This window comes from Streptomyces sp. NRRL F-5135 (assembly GCF_000719775.1).
Classification (GTDB): domain Bacteria; phylum Actinomycetota; class Actinomycetes; order Streptomycetales; family Streptomycetaceae; genus Streptomyces; species Streptomyces hebeiensis.
Genome location: NZ_JOHR01000019.1, coordinates 152571 through 172829 on the forward strand (window position 1 = coordinate 152571; position 20259 = coordinate 172829).

The window sequence follows — 20259 nt, forward strand, 5'->3', positions numbered from 1 at the left end:
CGGCATTGTCGAACGCCTATCGACCATAGGAGTTAGTGTGTGACAACGCCATCAGCCGGCAACGCCCTCGCCCGAGGGCGCGGACCACTGGTGCGAACCGGAGGTTTGTCTACCCCTGGACGAAGGAGTCTCGGGTGTCCCACTTCGACATCTTCATAGGTGAGGTCACGGGTACGGCCCTGCTCATCCTGCTCGGCGGCGGCGTGGTCGCCGGCGTGGTGCTCAAGCGCTCCAAGGCGCACAACGCCGGCTGGGTCGCCATCAGCCTCGGCTGGGGCTTCGCGGTGATGGTCGGCGCGTATCTCTCGTCCGGTGTCTCCGGTGCCCACCTCAATCCTGCGGTCACTCTCGGCCTCGCCATCGAGGGCGGTACGAAGTGGAGCGACGTACCCCTCTACATCGGCTCCCAGATGCTGGGCGCGATGATCGGCGCTTTGCTGGTGTGGGTGGTCTACATGGGCCAGTTCAAGGCTCATCTGACCGACCCGGAGATTCTCGCCGCGCAGCCGGAGAAGGAGGGCCTGGTGGATCAGAAGGCGGCACCCGCGGCGGGGCCCGTGCTCGGTGTCTTCTCCACGGGTCCCGAGGTCCGCAACGCCCTGCAGAACGCGCTCACGGAGATCGTCGCCACCTTCGTCCTGGTCATATCGATCCTCACCCAGGGACTGAACAACGAGGGCGACGGCCTCGGCCCCCTCGGTGTGCTGATCACCGCGTTCCTCGTCGTGGGCATCGGCCTGTCCCTGGGCGGGCCCACGGGCTACGCCATCAACCCGGCCCGTGACCTCGGTCCCCGCATCGTGCACGCGCTGCTGCCGCTGCCCAACAAGGGCGGCTCCGACTGGGGTTACGCCTGGATCCCGGTGGTCGCGCCGCTGATCGGCGGAGCCCTCGCCGGCGGTTACTACAACTGGGTCTTCGCGTAAGCCCCCTCCCCTTCGCACCGAACAGGAGCAGACACCGTGAGCGACACGACAACCACCGGCACGACCGGCACCTCCTCGCACGGCTCGGGACCCTTCATCGCGGCGATCGACCAGGGCACCACGTCCAGCCGCTGCATCGTCTTCGACCGGGACGGCCGCATCGTCTCCGTCGACCAGAAGGAGCATGAGCAGATCTTTCCCAGGCCCGGCTGGGTGGAACACGACGCCACCGAGATCTGGGCCAATGTCCAGGAGGTCGTGACCCGCGCCGTCGAGAAGGCCGGCATCACCTCCGCGGACGTCAAGGCCATCGGCATCACCAACCAGCGCGAGACCACGCTGCTGTGGGACAAGAACACCGGTGAGCCCGTCCACAACGCCATCGTCTGGCAGGACACCCGGACCAACGCGCTCTGCCGCGAGCTCGGCCGCAACGTCGGCCAGGACCGCTTCCGCCGTGAGACCGGCCTGCCGCTGGCCAGCTACTTCGCGGGGCCGAAGGCCCGCTGGCTGCTGGACAACGTGCCCGGGCTGCGCGAGCGCGCCGAACGCGGCGAGATCCTCTTCGGCACGATGGACTCGTGGGTCATCTGGAACCTCACCGGCGGCACCGACGGCGGCGTGCACGTCACGGACGTCACCAACGCCTCCCGCACGATGCTGATGAACCTGCACACCCTCCAGTGGGACGCGAAGATCGCGGCCTCGATGGAGGTCCCGACCGCGATGCTGCCGGAGATCCGGTCCTCCGCCGAGGTGTACGGCACCGCCAAGGGCGGCGTCCTGGACGGCATCCCGGTCGCCTCCGCGCTCGGTGACCAGCAGGCCGCGCTGTTCGGCCAGACCTGTTTCGCCGAGGGCGAGGCGAAGTCCACGTACGGCACCGGCACGTTCATGCTGATGAACACCGCCAACAAGCCGGTCAACTCCTACGCCGGCCTGCTGACGACGGTCGGCTACCGGATCGGCGACCAGGACGCGGTCTACGCCCTGGAGGGCTCCATCGCCGTCACCGGTTCGCTGGTGCAGTGGATGCGCGACCAGATGGGCCTGATCAACTCCGCGGCCGAGATCGAGACCCTGGCGTCCTCGGTGGACGACAACGGCGGCGCGTACTTCGTGCCCGCCTTCTCCGGGCTCTTCGCCCCGCACTGGCGCCCCGACGCGCGCGGCGTCATCGCGGGCCTGACCAGCTACGTCACCAAGGCGCACATCGCCCGGGCGGTGCTGGAGGCCACGGCCTGGCAGACCCGTGAGATCAGTGACGCCATGACGAAGGACTCCGGGGTCGAGCTGACCTCGCTCAAGGTCGACGGCGGGATGACCTCCAACAACCTGCTGATGCAGACGCTCTCGGACGTCCTGGACGCGCCGGTGGTGCGCCCGATGGTCGCCGAGACCACCTGTCTCGGCGCCGCCTACGCGGCCGGCCTGGCCGTGGGCTTCTGGCCGGACACCGAGGCGCTGCGCGCCAACTGGCGCCGGGCCGCCGAGTGGACGCCCCGGATGGACCCGGCGACCCGGGACCGTGAGTACAAGAACTGGCTCAAGGCCGTCGAGCGCACCACGGGCTGGCTCGACGTCGACGACGACAGCTGAACCACACCCAGCCCGGCCGGCCGCCCGAGCCGCGAGCCGGAGAGAGGCGAAGAGGAGTTAACGATGAGCACCCTGCACGTCCCCGCTCTGGGGACCCACCCGGCCGGCGGTTTCCTGCCGAGCCGCGCCGAGACCCGGGACCGGCTGTCCAACGCGGCATTCGACCTCCTGGTGATCGGCGGCGGCATCCTGGGCATCTCCACGGCCTGGCATGCCTCCCAGTCGGGTCTGCGGGTGGCCCTGGTCGACGCCGGTGACTTCGCCGGCGCCACCTCCTCCGCCTCCTCCAAGCTGCTCCACGGCGGTCTGCGCTACCTCCAGACCGGCGCGGTGAAGCTGGTCGCGGAGAACCACTTCGAGCGCCGTGCGGTCTCCCGGCAGGTGGCACCGCACCTGGCCAACCCGCTGACCTTCTATCTGCCGGTCTACAAGGGCGGCCCGCACGGCGCGGCCAAGCTCGGCGCGGGCGTCTTCGCCTACTCCGCGCTCTCCGCGTTCGGCGACGGCGTCGGCCATGTGATCAGCCCGGACAAGGCCCGGCGGGCCGTTCCCGAGCTGCGTACGGACGATCTGAAGGCCGTGGCCGTCTACGGCGACGACCAGATGAACGACGCGCGGATGGCGCTGATGACGGTCCGGGCCGCCGTCGAGTCCGGCGCGGTCGTCCTCAACCACGCCCAGGTCACCGGCCTGCGGTTCACCGGGGGCCGGGTGACCGGCGCCGACCTCGAGGACCGGGTGGACGGCACCGAGTTCGGGGTGGACGCCCGGCTCGTGCTGAACGCCACCGGTCCCTGGGTCGACCACCTGCGGAAGATGGAGAACCCGGACGCGGCACCCTCCATCCGGCTCTCCAAGGGGGCGCACCTGGTCCTCAAGCGCACCGCCCCCTGGCGGGCCGCGCTCGCCACCCCGATAGACAAGTACCGCATCACCTTCGCCCTCCCTTGGGAGGACATGCTGCTGCTGGGAACGACGGACGAGGAGTACGAGGGCGACCCGGCGGACCTCTCGGTCGACGAGAAGGACATCCGCCAGATCCTCGACGAGGCGGCGTTCTCCGTACGGGACCAGCAGCTGGACCGGGACCTGATCACCTACGCGTTCGCCGGTCTGCGGGTGCTGCCCGGCGGGCCGGGCGACACCTCCAAGGCCAAGCGCGAGACCGTCGTGACCGAGGGCCGCGGCGGCATGCTCTCGGTCGCGGGCGGCAAGTGGACCACGTTCCGGCACATCGGCCGTACGGTCCTGAACAAGCTGGCGGCCCTGCCGGGGCACCCCCTCGGCCAGGGCATGGAACCCGTCTCCCGGCTGCCGAAGAAGCCGCCGCTGCCGGGCATCGCCAGTCCGCGCGCGGTCGCCCACCGGCTGCTCGTCGACGGCGCGGGGCAGGGACCGGCCATGGCCTCCGACACCGCGCGGCACCTCGCCACCCACTACGGCTCGCTCTCCTTCCACATCGCGCGGCTGGCGAACGAACGCCCCGAGCTCGCCGAGCGGATCCACCCGGACGCGCCGGAGATCTGGGCGCAGGTCGTCTACGCCCGGGACCACGAATGGGCCGAGACGGCGGACGACGTGCTGCGCCGCCGTACGACGCTGACGATCCGCGGCCTGGCCACGGACGAGATCCGCGCCGGGGTCGAGGACGTCCTCGGCAAGCGGCCGGCCTGATCTCCGGACGCCGCGCACAGGGCGCTCCCCCGGACCGTACGGGCCGTCCGGGGGAGCGCCGCCGCGCACCTGCCCCAGCGCGCATAATGGGCCGATACATCGGATGTGCGGAGGGGTCGCCATGGCTGTCACCGACGAGGCCATCGAGAAGATCAAGGGGATGATCGTCTCCGGCGCGCTGCGCCCGGGTGACCGGCTGCCCAAGGAGAGCGAACTCGCCGCCGAGCTGGGGCTGTCGCGCAACTCGCTGCGCGAGGCGGTGCGGGCGCTGTCGCTCATCCGCATCCTCGACGTACGGCAGGGGGACGGTACGTACGTCACCAGCCTCGATCCCCAGCTCCTGCTGGAGGCGCTGAGCTTCGTCGTGGACTTCCACCGCGACGACACCGTGCTGGAGTTCCTCGCCGTCCGCCGCATCCTGGAGCCCGCCGCGACGGCCATGGCGAGCAGCCGCGTCACCGATGCCGAACTGGACGCGCTCGAAGCCCAGTTGGACGCGCTCGGCCCGGACCCTTCGGTGGAGCAGCTCGTCGCGGCCGACCTGGAGTTCCACCACGGCATCGTCTCCGCGTCGGGCAACTCGGTGCTGTGCTCCCTGCTGGACGGGCTCTCCGGGCCGACCACCCGGGCCCGTATCTGGCGCGGGCTGACCCAGCGGGACGCGGTCAGCCGTACGCTCCACGAGCACCGGGCGATCCTCTCCGCGCTCCGGGACCGGGACGCGGAGGCGGCCAGGTCCTGGGCCACGGTCCATATCGCGAGCGTGGAGATGTGGCTGCGCTCCACGCTGTGAGCCGTGCACGACGCCTGTACGCCGTGCGCGGTGTGCCGGAGGGCCCGTCAGGTGACGTCACACCCGTCAGCCGCGTCAGTCCTGCTTCTCGCCGCTCGCGAAGCGCGAGATGACCAGGGCGAGGATGATGATCGCGCCGTTGAGGAACTGGTTCCACAGCGCCGGCACGCCTCCCAGCGTCATCACGTTCACCACCAGCTGGAGGGTCAGCACCCCGGTGAGCGCGCCGAAGAGCGTGCCGCGTCCGCCCTTGAGGCTGATCCCGCCGATGACGGCGGCGGCGAAGACCTGGAAGATCCAGCCGTTGCCCTGGGTGGCCGCGACCGAGCCGTAGTGGCCGGTGTAGAGGATGCCCGCGAAGGCCGCGAGCAGTCCGCCGACGGCGAGGACGGTCCAGGTGACGCGGTCCACCCGGATCCCGGCCGCGCGCGCCGCCTCCGGGTTGCCGCCGATGGCGTACAGCGCGCGGCCGTGCCGCAGCCAGGCCAGCGCCGCGCCGCCGAGCGCGAACAGCGCCAGACAGATCCACACGGCGGCCGGGACGCCCAGCCAGTCGGTCTTGCCGAGGTAGCGGAAGGACTCCGGCACACCGGTGATCGACTTGCCCTCGGTGATACCGATGTGCAGGCCGCGCAGCATGGTGAGCATGCCGAGGGTGGCGATGAAGCCGTTGACCCGCAGCTTGAGCATCAGGAAGCCGTTGGCGAGGCCGATGACCACGCCGACGAGCAGGCAGGCGGGTATCGCCAGCCAGACCGGCAGCAGGTCGAGCCCGGCGAACCGGCCGCCCTCCGTGGGCAGTACCAGCCACATGGCGACGACCGGCGCGATACCGATGGTCGATTCCAGGGACAGGTCCATCCGTCCGCAGATCAGGATCAGCGCCTGGCCCAGCACCAGCAGGCTCAGCTCCGAGGACTGCTGGACGACGCTGATCAGGTTGTCGGCGGTGAGGAACACCGGCGAGACGATGAAGCCGATCACCATCAGCACCAGGATCACCGGGACCAGGGAGAAGTCGCTCCACCGGATGGCCCGCACCCGGCTCCGCGGGGCCGCGCGCTCCGCGGCGCCCGCCGTCGGCGGCTGTACGGTCTGTGTCATTCCCGCTCCCCCACACCTTCCATCGCGGCGACCAGTTCCCGGTCGCTCCAGCCGCTCCCGAACGTTGCCACCACCCGCCCGTGGAAGAGGGCGAGCACCCGGTCGCACACCCGCAGATCGTCCAGCTCGTCCGAGACGATCACGGCCGCGCGGCCCTCGTCCGCGACCCGGCGCACGACGCCGAGCAGCGCGTTCTTCGAGGTGACGTCCACCCCCGCGGTGGGCCGCAGGGCCACCAGCACCGCCGGCCCACGGGCCAGCGCGCGGGCGACGACGACCTTCTGCTGGTTGCCGCCCGACAGTCCGGAGACCGGCTGCTCGGGCCCCCGGGTCTTGATGTCCAGCGATTCGATCATGCCCTGGGCGAACTCCCTGGTACGGGACGGCAGTACGGCCCCCCAGCGGCCGAGCTGGTCGGTCACGGTGAGCGTGGCGTTCTCCGCGACGCTGCGGTCGGCGACCAGCCCCTGGCGGTGCCGGTCCTCGGGGACGTAGCCGATGCCGGCGTCCAGGGCGTGCGGGACGCTGCCGGACCGGACCGGGCGTCCGCGCACGGCGATCCGGCCGGATGTCGCCGCGCGCATCCCGACGAGGGTCTCGCCCAGCGCGGTGGTGCCGCTGGCGGCGGCCCCGGCGAGGCCGAGCACCTCGCCGGGCCGCACGGCGAGGTCGAGAGCCTCGAACTCCCCGTCGAGCGCGAGGGCTTCGGCGGTCAGGACGGGCTCGGCGCGGCCGGCGGACGACCCGCCGGCCGCGCGGTCCGGGGCGGTACCGTGCGCGGGCCCCGGACGGGAACCGGGTACGGCCTCCGGTACGAGGCCGGGCGCGGGAGCCGACGCGGATTCCGCCCCCGCGGGCTTCGCGTGCCAGGTCCCGGCCGCCCCGGCGGACTCCCCCGTCATCGCCGCCACCAGGTCCGCCTTGGGCAGTCCCGCCACGGGGGCGGTCAGCACGTGGCGGGCGTCCCGGTAGACGGTGACGGTCGTGCACAGCTCGTACACCTCCTGGAGGTGGTGGGAGATGAACAGGAACGCCACCCCCTGCTCGCGCAGTTCGCGGAGCTTGTCGAACAGCCGCTGGATCCCGCGCGCGTCGAGCTGTGCCGTGGGCTCGTCCAGGACGATCAGCCGGGCACCGAAGGACAGCGCCCGCGCGATCTCCATGAACTGCCGGTGTTCGACGGGCAGGTCCTTCGCGCGGGTGTCCGGGTCGACCTCGACGCCGTACTCCGCGAGCAGGTCCCGCGCGCGCCGGCGCAGCCCCCGCCAGTTGATCAGGCGGCGGCCGCGGTCGAGCCCGTAGTCCCCCAGGAAGAGGTTCTCGGCGACGGTCAGGTCGGGGACCGCCATGGACTTCTGGTGGACGCAGGCGATCCGGGAGCGCCAGGCCCCGGTGTCACCGAAGGCGGGGGCGGGATCGCCGTCGAAGGTGACCTCACCCGCATCCGGCCGGTGCAGTCCGGTGACCACTCCGACCAGGGTCGACTTGCCCGCGCCGTTACGGCCCACGAGCGCGTGGGACTCGCCGGGCCGGACCGTGAGCCGTACCTCGTCGAGGGCCAGGGTGGGGCCGAAGCGTTTGACGATGCCCTCCGCCCGGAGCGCTGCCGGGGCCGACGCGTGCCGGTCCCGGTGCCCGGCCCGCCCGGCGGGTGCGTGCGCGGGCGGGTGTGCGTGTGCCTCGTCGTGTGCGTGTGCCTCGTCGTGCGCGTGCGCCTCGTCGTGCGCGTGCCCGTCGGCTCGTGCGGCATCCATGATCTGATCAGCTCTTCTTTTCCAGCTGATTGGCCCAGAGCCCCGGATCGTCCACGTTGTCCTTGGTCACCAAGGGTGCGGGCAGCTGGTCCTCGAAGCCGCCCGGGATCTTGATGACGGTGGAGTCGTGGTCGGTCGGCCCGGTCTTCGGTGTCTCGCCCGCCAGCGCCCGCTTCGCGTAGTACAGCGCGTACTTGGCGTAGAGGTCGGCGGGCTGGGAGACGGTGGCGTCGATCTTGCCCGCCCGGATGGCGTCCAGTTCCTCGGGGATGCCGTCGTTGGAGACGATCGTGATGTGGCCCGGGGTGCCGGGTGCCTTGAGCAGTTTCTTCTGCTCCAGCAGCGCCAGGGTGGGCTGCAGGAACACTCCGCCGGCCTGCATGTAGATCCCGCCCAGGTCGGGGTGGGCGGCGAGCGTCGACTGGAGCTTGGCCGAGGCGACGTCGCCCTTCCAGTCGGTGGCCAGCTCGAAGACCGTGATGCCGGGGAACTCGCGCCGCATGCAGGACTTGAACGCCTCGGACCGGTCCCGGCCGTTGATGGAGGACAGGTCGCCCTGGAACTCGGCGACCTTGCCCTTGCCCTTGAGCTGCTCGCCCAGGTACGCGCACGCCTTCTCGCCGTACGCGCGGTTGTCGGCCCGTACGACCATGTAGACATCGCCCTGGTCGGGGCGGGTGTCCACGGAGACGACCGGGATCTTCCGCTCCTTCAGCGTGCGGAGCGTCTCGGTGATGGCGCCGGTGTCCTGCGGGGCCATGATGACGGCCTTGGCCCCCTGGTCGGTGAAGACCTGGACGTTGGAGACGAGCTTGCCGATGTCGTTCTGCGAGTTGGTCAGGGGAAGGGCCCCGACCTCGCCGTCCTCGACACCCTTCTCGATGTAGTTCTGGTACGAGTTCCAGAAGTCGCTGTCGCTGCGGGGCAGGTCGATGCCGACCTTGCCGCCACCGGCCGCGCCGGCGCCGTGGTCCCGGTTACAGCTTGCCAGGGCCATGACAGCGAGGAGCGCCGCACACGCCGCGACGCTCGTCGTGCGGACCCTCGTCGTGCGGACCCTTCGCCGCCCGAAGTGGTGTGCCGTGGAGGTGCCGTGCATGGATGTCCCGTCCTTTGCGTCCCTGGGGAGTGAGTACGGGCCGGGGTCCTGGCCCGGGGCCCGGGCGGCGGCCCGGGAGTGCGATCAGGTGGCGGGGCGCAGGCGCAGGCCCTGCATCCCGCCGTCGACGGCGAGCGACGTGCCCGTGACGGCGGCAGCGGCCGGGCCGGCGAGGTAGACGACGGCGGCGGCGACCTCGTCCGCGCCGACCAGCCGTCCGGTGGGCTGGCGCGCTTCGAGGGCGGCGCGTTCGGCCGCCGGGTCCTGGGCCTGGTCGAGCAGTCGTCCGACCCAGGGCGTGTCGGCGGTACCGGGGTTGACGCAGTTGACGCGGATTCCCTCGCGGACGTGGTCGGCGGCCATGGCCAGGGTCAGCGACAGGACCGCGCCCTTGCTGGCGCTGTAGAGCGCGCGCTGCGGCAGCCCGGCGGTGGCCGCGATGGAGCAGGTCTGGGTGATCGAGACGCAGCCGGGCCGCTCCGGGGCCGCGCGGCGCAGATGGGGCAGGGCGTGCCGGGCGGTGCGGGCCATGCCGAGGACGTTGATGTCGAGGACCCGCCGCCACTCGTCGTCGGGGTTGTCCTCGACCGTGCCGACGGCGCCGACACCGGCGTTGGAGACGACGGTGTGCAGCCCCCCGAACTCGGCCGCCGCCGCGTCCACCGCCTCCCGTACCGCCGCGTCGTCCGTCACGTCCGCCGTCAGGGCCAGCGTCCCGGCGGGCGCGCCCGCGGTGTCCCGGTCCAGCACGGCGACGCGGGCGCCCCGCCGGAGCAGCAGGGCGGCGACGGCCGCGCCGATGCCGGACGCGCCGCCGGTCACCAGGGCGCCGAGCCCCTCGAAGTCCCGTATGTCCGTCATCGGCTGCTCCTCTCCGCCGTCTCGTCGACGGTCGTCCCGGCCATCTCCCCGGCGGTCTTCTCGGCGTCGTTCCCGGTGCTCTCGTCCGCGGACCACCCGGCCGCGCGGCGGGCCCGCCAGACGGGCCCCTCCGGATAGCGGTGGGCGGCGATCGAAGCAGGGTGCATCCGGGCCGAGAAGCCCGGCGCGGTGGGCACCCGGTAGTGGCCGGAGGCGATCACCACGGGGTCGGCGAAGTGCTCGTGGAGGTGGTCGACGTACTCGATGACGCGTCCTTCCCGGCTGCCGGAGACGGCGATGTAGTCGAACATCGAGAGGTGCTGGACGAGTTCGCACAGTCCGACGCCGCCCGCGTGCGGGCAGACGGGCACACCGTACTTCGCCGCGAGCAGCAGGACGGCCAGATTCTCGTTGACGCCCGCGACCCGTGCCGCGTCGATCTGGAGGTAGTCCACGGCTCCGGCCTGGAGCAGTTGTTTGAAGACGACGCGGTTGGCGACGTGTTCCCCGGTGGCGACCTTGACGGGCTGCCCGGCCCGTACGGCGGCATGGCCGAGGATGTCGTCGGGGCTGGTCGGCTCCTCGATCCAGTGCGGGGCGTACGGGGCGAGGGCGGCCATCCAGCGCAGCGCGTCGGAGACGTCCCAGCGCTGGTTGGCGTCGACCGCGATCCGTACGTCGGGACCGACGGCGTCGCGCGCCAGCTTCATCCTGCGGACGTCGTCCGCGAGGTCGCCGCCGACCTTGAGCTTGATCTGGGTGAAGCCGTCCGCGACCGCCTGCCGGGCGAGCGTGACCAGCTTGGAGTCGGAGTAGCCGAGCCAGCCCGGCGAGGTGGTGTACGCGGGATATCCCTCGGCCCGCAGCCGCGCGGTCCGCTCGGCGCGCCCCGGCTCGGCCGCGCGCAGCAGGGCGAGCGCCTCGTCCGGTGTGAGGGCGTCCGTCAGGTAGCGGAAGTCGACCAGCGAGACGAGTTCCTCGGGCGTCATGGTGGCCAGGAACTCCCAGACGGGCTTGGACGCCCTCTTGGCCGCCAGGTCCCAGGCCGCGTTGATCACGGCACCGGCGGCCATGTGCGTCACCCCCTTCTCGGGACCGAGCCAGCGCAGCTGCGAGTCGTGGGTGAGCGCGAGGGAGAGCGCGGCCAGCCCGGCCGCGTCGCCCGGCGCGGGGGACCCCAGGACGTACGGCCGCAGGGCCTCGATGGCCGCGGCTGTCACGTCGTTGCCCCGGCCGATGGTGAAGCAGAACCCGTGCCCCTCGCGGCCGTCGGCGGTACGCAGGACGACGTACGCGGCCGAGTAGTCGGGGTCGGGATTCATGGCGTCGGAGCCGTCGAGCTGTTCCGAGGTGGGGAAGCGGATGTCATGGACCTCGAAGCCCGTGACGGTCTGGCTCATGGACGCCCCCTGGAGAAGTACATCGGACCTCTGTCGGTCATCCGATGTATAGCGTCGGACGACCTCGATCGTCCAGAGCGAGAACGATATTTACCCCCATTGCTCAGATGCCTCCGGAACCACAGCTCGGATGAATCGGCTGAGCAACGCACTAATTCCTCGGGCTTATACGCCACTACCGCGAAGTTCACCCGCGCGTGCACGGGGCTGCGGGCGGGCACTGTTCAAGCCGTAAGGTTGGTCCGTACGGCAGAAAACTTCGGAAGGAGGCACTGGGTGATCGAGCTCGACGGTGTTCCCGAGCTGATCGACCCGGTCATGGTGGCCGCGTTCGAGGGCTGGAACGACGCGGGCGACGCAGCCTCCAGCGCGGTCGCGCACCTGAACCGGGAGTGGAAGGGCGAGGTGTTCGCGGCGCTCGACGCCGAGGACTACTACGACTTCCAGGTCAACCGGCCCACGGTCTTCCTGGAGGGCGGCGTGCGGAAGATCACCTGGCCGACCACCCGGCTGTCCGTGGTGCGGGTCGGCGGGGAGACCCCGCGTGACCTGGTGCTGGTCCGCGGCATCGAGCCGTCCATGCGCTGGCGCTCGTTCTGCAACGAGCTGCTGGGCTTCGCCCATGAGCTGGGCGTGGAGATGGTGGTGATCCTGGGCGCGCTGCTCGGGGACACCCCGCACACCCGTCCGGTACCGGTCAGCGGGGTCACCTCGGACACGGACCTGGCCCGGACGATGGACCTGGAGGAGACCCGGTACGAGGGCCCGACCGGAATCGTCGGCATCCTCCAGGAGGCGTGCACGCACGCGGGCGTACCGGCGGTGAGCCTCTGGGCCGCCGTGCCGCACTACGTGTCCCAGCCGCCCAACCCCAAGGCGACGCTGGCGCTCCTGAACCGGCTGGAGGACCTGATCGGCCTGCGGATCCCGCTGGGCGAGCTGACGGAGGACGCGCGCGCCTGGCAACTGGGCGTGGACCAGCTGGCCGCCGAGGACAGCGAGGTCGCGGAGTACGTGCAGTCCCTGGAGGAGGCGCGGGACACTGCGGAGCTGCCGGAGGCCTCTGGCGAGGCCATCGCCCGGGAGTTCGAGCGGTATTTGCGGCGCCGCGACGGCGGCCCCGGACAGACGGCGTCCGGCGGGCACGCGACGGAGACGGGTGACGGCACGTCATTCCTGCGCGACGCGCCGGGCGGCCGGGGCAGGCCGCGGGGGCCCGCTCGCGGCGGCCCGGACGCGGCGGGCGGCCCGGAGCCCGGACCGGCACCGGGCGCGGGCTCCGACTCCGGCTCCGGCTCCGGTACGGACACGGGCGCGGGCACCGGGAAGGACGACGGGGCGGGCAAGGGCTCGGGGAAGGAATCGGGGCCGGACGGCGCGGACGGTCCTTCCCCTGACGGCCCCTCCCCTGACGGTCCGTCAAGCCCTTCGGAGGACTGAGCGAGGGCGCCCGGCCGCCCCGCGGGGCCGGCGGAGGGGCGGCGCAGCAGCCGCACCGGGTTCGGGTTTGGCCGAATCGCACAGCACGGCATGGCCGGTAAGGGACGCTTCGGTCCCCTACCGGCCGTGCCGTCAGCGCATGGATGAGTGGGCGGACGAGGGACGACCCGCGCCGTTCCCCTTACACCGGCACCGCGTTCACGGGCACGGGCCTCCCGCTCGCCCGCGTCCGGTTCACTCGCGTTGGCGTCACAGTGCCACGCCCAGGAGCGCGTCGACCGTGCGCGACACCACGCCGGGCGCCCCCTCGTCCGTGCCGCCCGCCTCCTGCTGGAGCGCGGCCCAGCGGTCGACGGCCGCCAGCGCGGACGGCGCGTCCAGGTCGTCCGCCAGCGCCTCGCGGACCTCCTCGACGAGCGCCTCGGCCGGCGGGCCGTCCGGCCGGGAGACCGCCGCGCGCCAGCGCGCCAACCGGGCCTCGGCGTCCGGAAGCACCTGCTCCGTCCATTCCCAGTCGGCGCGGTAGTGGTGCGCGAGGAGCGCGAGCCGGATCGCCGCCGGGTCCACGCCCTGCCTGCGCAGCGCGGAGACGAAGACGAGGTTTCCCTTGGACTTGGACATCTTCTCGCCGTCGAGGGCGACCATTCCGGCGTGCACGTACGCCCGCGCGAACGGATGTTGGCCGGTCAGCGCCTGCGCGTGCGAGGCGCCCATCTCGTGGTGCGGGAAGGCCAGGTCGCTGCCGCCGCCCTGGACGTCGAAGCCCATGCCCAGGTGGTCGAGGGCGATGGCCACGCACTCGATGTGCCAGCCGGGCCGGCCGCGGCCGAGGCTGCCGCCGTCCCAGCTCGGCTCGCCGGGGCGCGCGGCCAGCCAGAGCAGCGGGTCGAGCGGGTTCTTCTTGCCGGGGCGCTCCGGGTCGCCGCCGCGCTCGGCGGACAGGATCCGCATCGCCTCGGCGTCCAGCCGGGAGACCTCGCCGAAGTGCGGGTCGGCCGCCACGGAGAAGTAGACGTCGCCCTCCAGTTCGTAGGCGGCACCCGCCTCCAGCAGCCGTTCCACCAGCGGGACGATGCCCGGTATGGCCTCTACCGCCCCGATGTAGTGCTGGGGCGGCAGCATCCGCAGCGCCGTCATGTCCTCCCGGAAGAGGGCCGTCTCGCGCTCCGCGAGCCCGGTCCAGTCCTCGCCGTCGCGCTGCGCCCGCTCCAGCAGCGGATCGTCGACGTCGGTGACGTTCTGGACGTAGTGGACCTGCCGCTTCGTGTCGAGCCACACGCGCTGCACGAGGTCGAACGCGTTGTAGGTCGCCGCGTGTCCCATGTGGGTGGCGTCGTACGGCGTGATGCCGCAGACGTAGATACGGGCGACGGGACCGGGGTCGAGGGTCACTCGTCCGCCGGTCGACGTGTCGTGTATCCGGAGGTCGCGGCCCTTGCCAGGCAGGGCGGGGACCTCGGAAGCGGGCCAGGCATGCATGTCATGAGCCTAACCGGACGGAACTTCCGGATACGAACCGGAGGTGCGGTCATGGCCGGTTGGGCCCTCTTGCGCACTCGGGTGGGACCTGCTTCGCGCGCGTGGGAGGGCGTCGGCCGATGCCACGCACGCCCGGCTCGACGGGGTCGCGCTCAGGGGTTCGGACGCCCCGGACCTGCCCAGGCCCGACCGGACCTGACCGGACCTGACCGGCCGGTCGGCCGGGCGGGGCCTGGACACACGGCCGGGCGGGGCCCGGTCACCCGGGCAGGCAGGGCCAGGTCACACGGGTGGCCAGGGTATCGGCGGCCACTGACCGGAGGGTTCCGGATGCCGTCCGGTCCGGCGCAGCTCGCGGATCCGGGACCGTACGGCCTCGGTCTCGGCGGCCGTGAGCAGTTCCGCCAGCCGGGTGGCGAGGGCCCCGGCCCCGGCCAGGCGTTCCTCCAGCCTCGCCAGCACCTGGAGGGTCTCCTCGGTCAACGGCTCGCCCGCCCAGCCCCAGAGCAGGGTGCGCAGCTTGTCGTCCACGTTGAAGGTCACACCGTGGTCGATGGCGTACAGCCGTCCTTCGGGCGCGGGCAGCAGGTGGCCGCCCTTGCGGTCGCCGTTGTTGATCACCGCGTCGAGCACGGCGAGGCGTCGCAGCCGCTCGTCGTCGGCGTGCACGAGCAGGGCCGTGCGGCCCTCCCCCACCTCGGCGAGGCCGATCGCCTTCCAGCCCTCGCCGGGCTCCTCGTCCTCGACCAGGGCCAGCAGCGGGTCCGTCGCGTCGTCGGTGCCCGGCTCGATCCACAGCTGGCACATGCCCTCGCCGTACGGGCCCTGCCTGAGCACGGTCGGCGGTACGAGGGACCAGCCGGTGGCCTCGGAGACCTCGTACGCCGCCACCTCCCGCTGGGCGAGCGTGCCGTCGGGAAAATCCCACAGCGGCCGCTCACCGGCGACGGGCTTGTAGACGCAGTGGGCCTGCCTGCCCCGGTAGGTGACGGAGCAGTACAGCGCCGCGTTCGACGCCTCCTCGATCCGGCCGAGGACCGTCAGCTCGCCCTTGGCGAGCAGATCGAGGACGGTCACGCCCCCGGCCCCGGCGTCGGCCCCGACTGCCGCCTCGGCCGCCACGACAGTCCCGGAGACCTCGGCAACCTCGGCGGTCCCGGCCGTCCCGGCGACATCGCCCGTACCGGCCGCGCCGCCCGGCGGCGCGACGTCCCGCGACGACGCCCCGTCCACCTGGGACGGTACCCGCGTGTTCTCCGACGAGGTCATGCTCCCCGCCGGTATCCGTTCTGGCGCGGGCACACATGCCCTTCCGGGTCGAGCGGCAGACTGCACAGCGGGCACGGCGGGCGGCCCGCGTTGACCACGTCCAGCGCGCGCTTGGCGAACGCCCTGGCCTGCGCGCCGGTGAGCCGTACGCGGAGCATCGGCGGGCCGTTCTCCTCGTCCTGGAGCAGCCGCTCCTCGGCCTCGGCCAAGTCCTCGTCGGTCTCGGCGTCCAGCTCGACCAGTGCCTGCGCCTCGACGATCATGCGCTGTTCGTCACCGTCCCACGCCAGCGCCATCGTGCCGACCCGGAACTCCTCCTCGACCGGGGAGTCCAGCGGCGCGGAGTCGGCGATCTCGGCGGGCGCCACAGCCGGTACGGGCGCGTTGCCGCCGGTCCGGCGCACGACCTCGTCCAGCAGTTCGTCGATCCGCTCGGCGAGCGCGGCCACCTGCGTCTTCTCCAGGGCGACGCTGGTCACGCGCCCCGCGGCGGAAGCCTGGAGGAAGAACGTACGGCGGCCAGGCAGCCCGACCGTACCGGCGACGAATCGGTCCGGCGGGTCGTAGAGGAACACCTGACGGGACACGTCCTGCTCCCTTGGAAGTCGTGGAAGTCGTGGAAACCGGTACGGAACGGTGCCGCCGGCGGGCCCGGCACTTCCCGGCCCGTACGGACGGCGCGTCCACCCTACTGCGCTGAGCGATCACGGTGCTCCCGCGCCGCCTCCTACGACACCGTCACCGTTTCCCTGGCCGTTGCCGCTGTTCCCCCGGGGTGCGAGACCGCCGAGGTCGCCCGTTTCGCCGAGCCGCAGCAGAAAGGGCCGCAAGCGGGTGTAGCGGACGGCCGTCACGGAGCAGGGGTCCACGTGGATCCGCTGGAAGAGGTCGAGGTGCATGCCGAGGGCGTCCGCCACGAGCGCCTTGATGATGTCCCCGTGGGAGCACATCAGGAAGACGGCCTCCTCGCCGTGCTCCTCCTCGATCCGCGCGTTCCAGTCCCGCACCGCCTCCACGGCGCGTGCCTGCATCGCGCGCATCGACTCGCCGCCGGGGAAGGCCGCGGCGGACGGGTGCTGCTGCACGACCGTCATCAGCGGCTCGTCGGCCAGCTCGGCCAGCTTGCGGCCCGACCACTCGCCGTAGTGGCACTCGCCGATCCGTTCGTCGCTGTGGGACGGGAGGCCGGGGCGGGCGTCCAGCAGTGGCCGGACGGTCTCCTGACAGCGCTGGAGCGGGCTGGTGACGACGGCGGCGAGCGGCACGTCGGCGAGACGCCCGGGCAGGGCGGCGGCCTGGGCGGCGCCGCGCTCGTCCAGGGCGACGCCCGGGGTCCAGCCCGCGAGCAGCCCGGCGGTGTTGGCGGTGGAGCGTCCATGACGTACGAGGAGCAAGGTGGCCATGCCCGCCAGCGTAAGAGGTCGCGCGGACAGGCGGGGCGCGTCGCCCCCACCTGTCCGCCCTGTCCGCGCGACCTCCGAGTCGTGGATTGGCCGCCCCAGGAGCGGGCAGAATGCCCGCCGTGATCGTGGATTGCGCCATTTACCGCGACGGACACCGCACGGACGGTCCCGCCGATTTCTCCGACGCCCTGGACCAGGCGCGCGCGGTGGGGGACGCGTTCTTGTGGATCGGGCTCCACGAGCCGACCGAGCACGAGTTCTCCCTGGTGAGCAGCGAGTTCGGGCTGCATCCGCTGGCGGTGGAGGACGCCCTCACCGCGCACCAGCGGCCGAAGCTGGAGGTGTACGACGACTCGCTGTTCGTGGTGCTGAAGCCGGTGGAGTACGCGCCGGAGAGCGACGAGGTCACCACCGGCGAGCTGATGGTCTTCATCGGCGACTCCTTCGTGGTGACCGTGCGGCACGGCGAGGGCGCCCCGCTCGCCGCCGTACGGAGGCGGCTCGAGGCGGAGCCCGAGGTGCTGGCCCACGGCCCCACCGCCGTGCTGTACGCGGTCGGCGACGCGATCGTGGACCACTACATAGACGTCGCCGCCGAGCTCCAGGTCGACCTGGAGGAGCTGGAGGCGGAGGTCTTCGCGCCGGACGGGCCGGCACGGTCGTCCGCTTCGGGGACCCCGACCGCCGCGCGGATCTACGACTTCAAGCGGCAGGTGCTGGAGTTCCGCCGGGCGAGCGGGCCGCTGGCCGCGCCGATGACCCGGCTGGCCGGGGCGGGTGTGCCCTTCGTGCAGGAGCGCTCCCGGCCGTTCTTCCGGGACGTCAACGACCATCTGACGCATGCGAACGAGCAGGTGGAGTCGTTGGACCGGCTGCTCTCCGACATCCTCTCGGCACACCTCGCGCAGATGGGGGTGCGGCAGAACGACGACATGCGCAAGATCTCGGCGTGGGCGGCCATGGCCGCCGTCCCCACGATGGTGGCGGGGATCTACGGGATGAATTTCCGGCACATGCCCGAGCTGGCCTACGTCTGGGCGTATCCGGCGGTACTGGTCTTCATGGCGCTCGTCGTCTTCGGCCTGCACCGGATGTTCAAGCACCGCGGCTGGCTCTGAGGCGTCCGGGACCAGGGCGCCCAGGAGGGCTCCGAGCGGGGTCCGTACGGCCCTGAGCGGCGGCCTCGGCCCACGACGCGGGGCTCGCGACGCCGGCACTCACGACGCGGGGGCCGGGGCGGCCGGGCCGCCGAGCGCGTCGCGCCGCTCGGGCATCGTGAGGTTCACCATCCGGCGCCAGCCGATGAGCCGCTCGTAGGCGTACAGGGCGTTGATGCCCAGCGCCAGCACCGTGGCCTTGGGCGTGGACCAGCCGAGGAGGCGCCCCATCCGGCTCATCACCGCGAGGCTCACCTGCCGGTAGACGCGGATCTCGACCCGGACGCACTGGCGCAGGACGCGCTGGATCAGCCGGCCGTGGCCCGCCCGGGCCAGCCGCAGCAGCTCCTCGTGGCAGTAGGCGAGGTGGTTCTCCTCGTCGTTACTGATCATCTTGATGGCCTTGCCGACCTCGGGGTGGTCGCCGAAGTACCTGACCAGCATCACCATCTGGTCGGCCGCCCGCTGCTCGGTGATCCGGCTGTGCGACAGGTAGACGACGATGTCCCGCTCCGTCAGCGGCTCGTCGCGGCGCAGCTTGCTGTGGGCGAGGCCGATGCCGCGGCGCTCCAACAGCATCGTGTAGTCGGTGTCGGCCGGGACGGGCACGGGCGTGAGACCGCGTTTCCTCAGGAGGGCGTTGAAGATCCGGCCGTGCTTGTCCTCGTCGGCGCCGTGCCGGGCGATCTTCGGGGCGAGGTCCCGCATGCTCTCGGGGACGAGGGCGGCGATCCGGCCGTTCTCCCAGCCGCCCTGGGCCTCGCCGCTGGCCGCGACGGAACAGAAGAGCCGGAAGGTCCGGTCGTCGTCCAGGATCTCCTGGAACAGGCTTCGGGCCGAGAACATCACTGTCACCTCCATACGCGGACATCCGCAGAAACCGAGTCAAATCGGATGCGGGACGCCGGGCAACAGGTGCGCCGCCGCACTGCGCCGAACGAAGGATCGCGGCGGGGCGCGGCGTGCGGCGCGTGAGCGGGCGCGGGCGCGGGCGCGGGCGGGGATGTCGCGGTACCCGTTCGTGACGGGCCGGCACCGGGGCCTCCGCCACGGGCAGCGGCCGCCGGCTCCGGACACGTCACCTCCTGGTGGCCGGTCTCGGAGTCCGGAGCCGCTGTCCGGCCCGGACGCACGCCCGTGAATCCGGGCGGGACGCCGCGTCCGCGTCGGGGGCCGGGGCCCGGTCAGGGACGGCGGCCGGTCATCACGCCAGTCCCGCGCGTTCCAGCGCCTCGGTGCCCGCGCGCAGCGCCGCGATCCGCTCGTCCCGTGTGAATCCGGACGGCGACAGGGTCAGCGTGGTGACCCCCGCGGCGGCGTACGCCGCCATCCGGTCGGCGATGCGCTCCACGGTGCCGAGCAGCGTGGTCGAGTCGATCAGCTGGTGCGGGACCGCAGCCGCGGCGCCGTCCTTGTCGCCGGAGAGGTAGGCGTCCTGGATCTCGGCGGCCTCCTTCTCGTACCCCATCCGCCGGGCGAGCTGGTTGTAGAAGTTCTGCTTGCGACTGCCCATGCCGCCCACGTACAGCGCGGTGTACGGCCGGAAGGTGTCGGCCAGGGCGTGCACGTCGTCGCCGACCGCCAGCGGCACGGTGGGGCAGACGTCGAAGCCGTCCATGGTGAGCCCGGCCTTCTCCCGGCCCGCACGCAGGTGGCTGATCGCCGTCTCCTCCAGGTGGTCGGCGGAGGGGAAGATCAGCAGGGCGCCGTCGGCGATCTCGCCGGTCTGCTCCAGGTTCCTGGGACCGATGGCGGCGATGTAGAGCGGGATGTGCTCGCGCTGCGGGTGGACGGTGAGCTTGATCGGCTTCCCGGGCCCTCCCGGCAGCGGCAGCGTCCAGTGCTCGCCCTCGTACGACAGGCGCTCCCGGGACATGGCCTTGCGGACGATCTCGACGTACTCCCGGGTGCGGGCGAGCGGCTTGTCGAACTTGACGCCGTACCAGCCCTCCGAGACCTGCGGGCCCGAGACCCCGAGACCGAGCCGGAACCGGCCGCCGGAGAGGGAGTCGAGCGTGGCCGCGGTCATCGCGGTCATGGCGGGCTGCCGCGCCGGGATCTGGAGGATGGCGGACCCGACGTCGATGCGCTCGGTCTGCGCGGCGACCCAGCTGAGCACGGTCGGGACGTCGGAACCGTACGCCTCGGCCGCCCAGCAGACGTCGTAGCCGAGCCGGTCGGCCTCGCGCGCGACCTCGAGGTTGTCGCCGTCCATCCCCGCGCCCCAGTACCCGAGATTGATGCCGAGCCGCATAACCACTCCCTTACTGATCAGTAACGTCCGTGTGCCGGACTCTAGCG

Annotated in this window: 17 protein-coding genes; 6 read left to right on the forward strand and 11 right to left on the reverse strand. The window is 72.1% G+C overall.

Annotated features, from left to right (window positions below):
• Window positions 1–134: 134 nt before the first annotated feature.
• From IG02_RS0129270 to IG02_RS0129285, 4 genes are all read left to right on the forward strand, one after another.
• Window positions 135–926 carry an MIP/aquaporin family protein gene (locus IG02_RS0129270; protein WP_030754551.1) on the forward strand — a complete coding sequence of 264 codons (792 nt, stop codon included), beginning with the start codon at window positions 135–137 and terminating at the stop codon, window positions 924–926.
• A 36-nt stretch (window positions 927–962) separates the two neighbouring features.
• Window positions 963–2525 carry a glycerol kinase GlpK gene (glpK, locus tag IG02_RS0129275; protein ID WP_030754553.1) on the forward strand — a complete coding sequence of 521 codons (1563 nt, stop codon included), beginning with the start codon at window positions 963–965 and terminating at the stop codon, window positions 2523–2525.
• Between the two features lie 63 nt (window positions 2526–2588).
• On the forward strand, window positions 2589–4199 hold the full coding sequence (locus IG02_RS0129280) for a glycerol-3-phosphate dehydrogenase/oxidase (RefSeq protein WP_030754556.1): 1611 nt from the start codon (window positions 2589–2591) through the stop codon (window positions 4197–4199).
• A 121-nt stretch (window positions 4200–4320) separates the two neighbouring features.
• On the forward strand, window positions 4321–4992 hold the full coding sequence (locus IG02_RS0129285) for a FadR/GntR family transcriptional regulator (protein ID WP_030754558.1): 672 nt from the start codon (window positions 4321–4323) through the stop codon (window positions 4990–4992).
• Between the two features lie 75 nt (window positions 4993–5067).
• On the opposite strand, the gene IG02_RS0129290 is transcribed toward IG02_RS0129285, so the two are convergent.
• The 5 genes from IG02_RS0129290 to IG02_RS0129310 all read right to left on the reverse strand — a co-directional run bounded on the left by IG02_RS0129290 (window position 5068) and on the right by IG02_RS0129310 (window position 11210).
• Window positions 5068–6096, reverse strand: a complete 1029-nt coding sequence (locus IG02_RS0129290) for an ABC transporter permease (protein WP_030754560.1) — start codon at window positions 6094–6096, stop codon at window positions 5068–5070.
• Complete coding sequence (locus IG02_RS0129295) at window positions 6093–7850, reverse strand: sugar ABC transporter ATP-binding protein (protein ID WP_078854919.1); 1758 nt, start codon at window positions 7848–7850, stop codon at window positions 6093–6095. The genes IG02_RS0129290 and IG02_RS0129295 overlap by 4 nt, the downstream gene beginning before the upstream one ends.
• Before the next feature lie 7 nt (window positions 7851–7857).
• Window positions 7858–8949: a sugar ABC transporter substrate-binding protein gene (locus IG02_RS0129300; RefSeq protein WP_051765852.1), complete on the reverse strand. Its 1092-nt coding sequence runs from the start codon at window positions 8947–8949 to the stop codon at window positions 7858–7860.
• A gap of 84 nt (window positions 8950–9033) precedes the next feature.
• On the reverse strand, window positions 9034–9810 hold the full coding sequence (locus tag IG02_RS0129305) for an SDR family NAD(P)-dependent oxidoreductase (RefSeq protein WP_030754567.1): 777 nt from the start codon (window positions 9808–9810) through the stop codon (window positions 9034–9036).
• The gene (locus IG02_RS0129310) at window positions 9807–11210 is read right to left on the reverse strand and encodes an enolase C-terminal domain-like protein (RefSeq protein WP_078854920.1); all 1404 of its coding nucleotides are present in this window, start codon (window positions 11208–11210) and stop codon (window positions 9807–9809) included. The genes IG02_RS0129305 and IG02_RS0129310 overlap by 4 nt, the downstream gene beginning before the upstream one ends.
• 276 nt (window positions 11211–11486) lie before the next feature.
• Here IG02_RS0129310 and IG02_RS0129315 point away from each other — a divergent pair, with 276 nt between their 5' ends.
• Complete coding sequence (locus IG02_RS0129315) at window positions 11487–12650, forward strand: PAC2 family protein (protein WP_078854921.1); 1164 nt, start codon at window positions 11487–11489, stop codon at window positions 12648–12650.
• 249 nt (window positions 12651–12899) lie between these two features.
• On the opposite strand, the gene mshC is transcribed toward IG02_RS0129315, so the two are convergent.
• The 4 genes from mshC to IG02_RS0129335 form a co-directional block, all read right to left on the reverse strand.
• A complete protein-coding gene (gene mshC / locus IG02_RS0129320; RefSeq protein WP_030754574.1) occupies window positions 12900–14129 on the reverse strand; it encodes a cysteine--1-D-myo-inosityl 2-amino-2-deoxy-alpha-D-glucopyranoside ligase in 1230 nt (409 codons plus the stop codon).
• Window positions 14130–14411: 282 nt separating this feature from the next.
• A complete protein-coding gene (locus tag IG02_RS0129325; protein WP_030754576.1) occupies window positions 14412–15206 on the reverse strand; it encodes an SCO1664 family protein in 795 nt (264 codons plus the stop codon).
• Window positions 15207–15394: 188 nt separating this feature from the next.
• Window positions 15395–15985: a DUF3090 domain-containing protein gene (locus tag IG02_RS0129330; RefSeq protein ID WP_078854923.1), complete on the reverse strand. Its 591-nt coding sequence runs from the start codon at window positions 15983–15985 to the stop codon at window positions 15395–15397.
• A 117-nt stretch (window positions 15986–16102) separates the two neighbouring features.
• Window positions 16103–16801, reverse strand: a complete 699-nt coding sequence (locus tag IG02_RS0129335; protein ID WP_030754581.1) for a histidine phosphatase family protein — start codon at window positions 16799–16801, stop codon at window positions 16103–16105.
• A gap of 110 nt (window positions 16802–16911) precedes the next feature.
• Here IG02_RS0129335 and IG02_RS0129340 point away from each other — a divergent pair, with 110 nt between their 5' ends.
• Window positions 16912–17919, forward strand: coding sequence for a magnesium and cobalt transport protein CorA (locus IG02_RS0129340; RefSeq protein ID WP_030754583.1), 1008 nt, complete (start codon window positions 16912–16914; stop codon window positions 17917–17919).
• Window positions 17920–18018: 99 nt separating this feature from the next.
• On the opposite strand, the gene IG02_RS0129345 is transcribed toward IG02_RS0129340, so the two are convergent.
• Window positions 18019–18804, reverse strand: a complete 786-nt coding sequence (locus IG02_RS0129345; RefSeq protein ID WP_030754586.1) for a ferritin-like domain-containing protein — start codon at window positions 18802–18804, stop codon at window positions 18019–18021.
• A gap of 358 nt (window positions 18805–19162) precedes the next feature.
• Window positions 19163–20212, reverse strand: a complete 1050-nt coding sequence (locus IG02_RS0129350; protein ID WP_030754589.1) for an LLM class F420-dependent oxidoreductase — start codon at window positions 20210–20212, stop codon at window positions 19163–19165.
• Between the last annotated feature and the right edge of the window lie 47 nt (window positions 20213–20259).

What these genes read in the sequence shown, in the direction of transcription:
- IG02_RS0129300 (WP_051765852.1), bottom strand. Translation starts at nt 8,949, where the DNA reads ATGCACGGCACCTCCACGGCACACCACTTCGGGCGGCGAAGGGTCCGC.
- IG02_RS0129285 (WP_030754558.1), top strand. Translation starts at nt 4,321, where the DNA reads ATGGCTGTCACCGACGAGGCCATCGAGAAGATCAAGGGGATGATCGTC.
- IG02_RS0129305 (WP_030754567.1), bottom strand. Translation starts at nt 9,810, where the DNA reads ATGACGGACATACGGGACTTCGAGGGGCTCGGCGCCCTGGTGACCGGC.
- IG02_RS0129310 (WP_078854920.1), bottom strand. Translation starts at nt 11,210, where the DNA reads ATGAGCCAGACCGTCACGGGCTTCGAGGTCCATGACATCCGCTTCCCC.
- IG02_RS0129350 (WP_030754589.1), bottom strand. Translation starts at nt 20,212, where the DNA reads ATGCGGCTCGGCATCAATCTCGGGTACTGGGGCGCGGGGATGGACGGC.
- IG02_RS0129345 (WP_030754586.1), bottom strand. Translation starts at nt 18,804, where the DNA reads ATGTTCTCGGCCCGAAGCCTGTTCCAGGAGATCCTGGACGACGACCGG.
- mshC (WP_030754574.1), bottom strand. Translation starts at nt 14,129, where the DNA reads ATGCATGCCTGGCCCGCTTCCGAGGTCCCCGCCCTGCCTGGCAAGGGC.
- IG02_RS0129340 (WP_030754583.1), top strand. Translation starts at nt 16,912, where the DNA reads ATGCCCGCCGTGATCGTGGATTGCGCCATTTACCGCGACGGACACCGC.
- IG02_RS0129290 (WP_030754560.1), bottom strand. Translation starts at nt 6,096, where the DNA reads ATGACACAGACCGTACAGCCGCCGACGGCGGGCGCCGCGGAGCGCGCG.
- IG02_RS0129335 (WP_030754581.1), bottom strand. Translation starts at nt 16,801, where the DNA reads ATGGCCACCTTGCTCCTCGTACGTCATGGACGCTCCACCGCCAACACC.
- IG02_RS0129295 (WP_078854919.1), bottom strand. Translation starts at nt 7,850, where the DNA reads ATGGATGCCGCACGAGCCGACGGGCACGCGCACGACGAGGCGCACGCG.
- IG02_RS0129280 (WP_030754556.1), top strand. Translation starts at nt 2,589, where the DNA reads ATGAGCACCCTGCACGTCCCCGCTCTGGGGACCCACCCGGCCGGCGGT.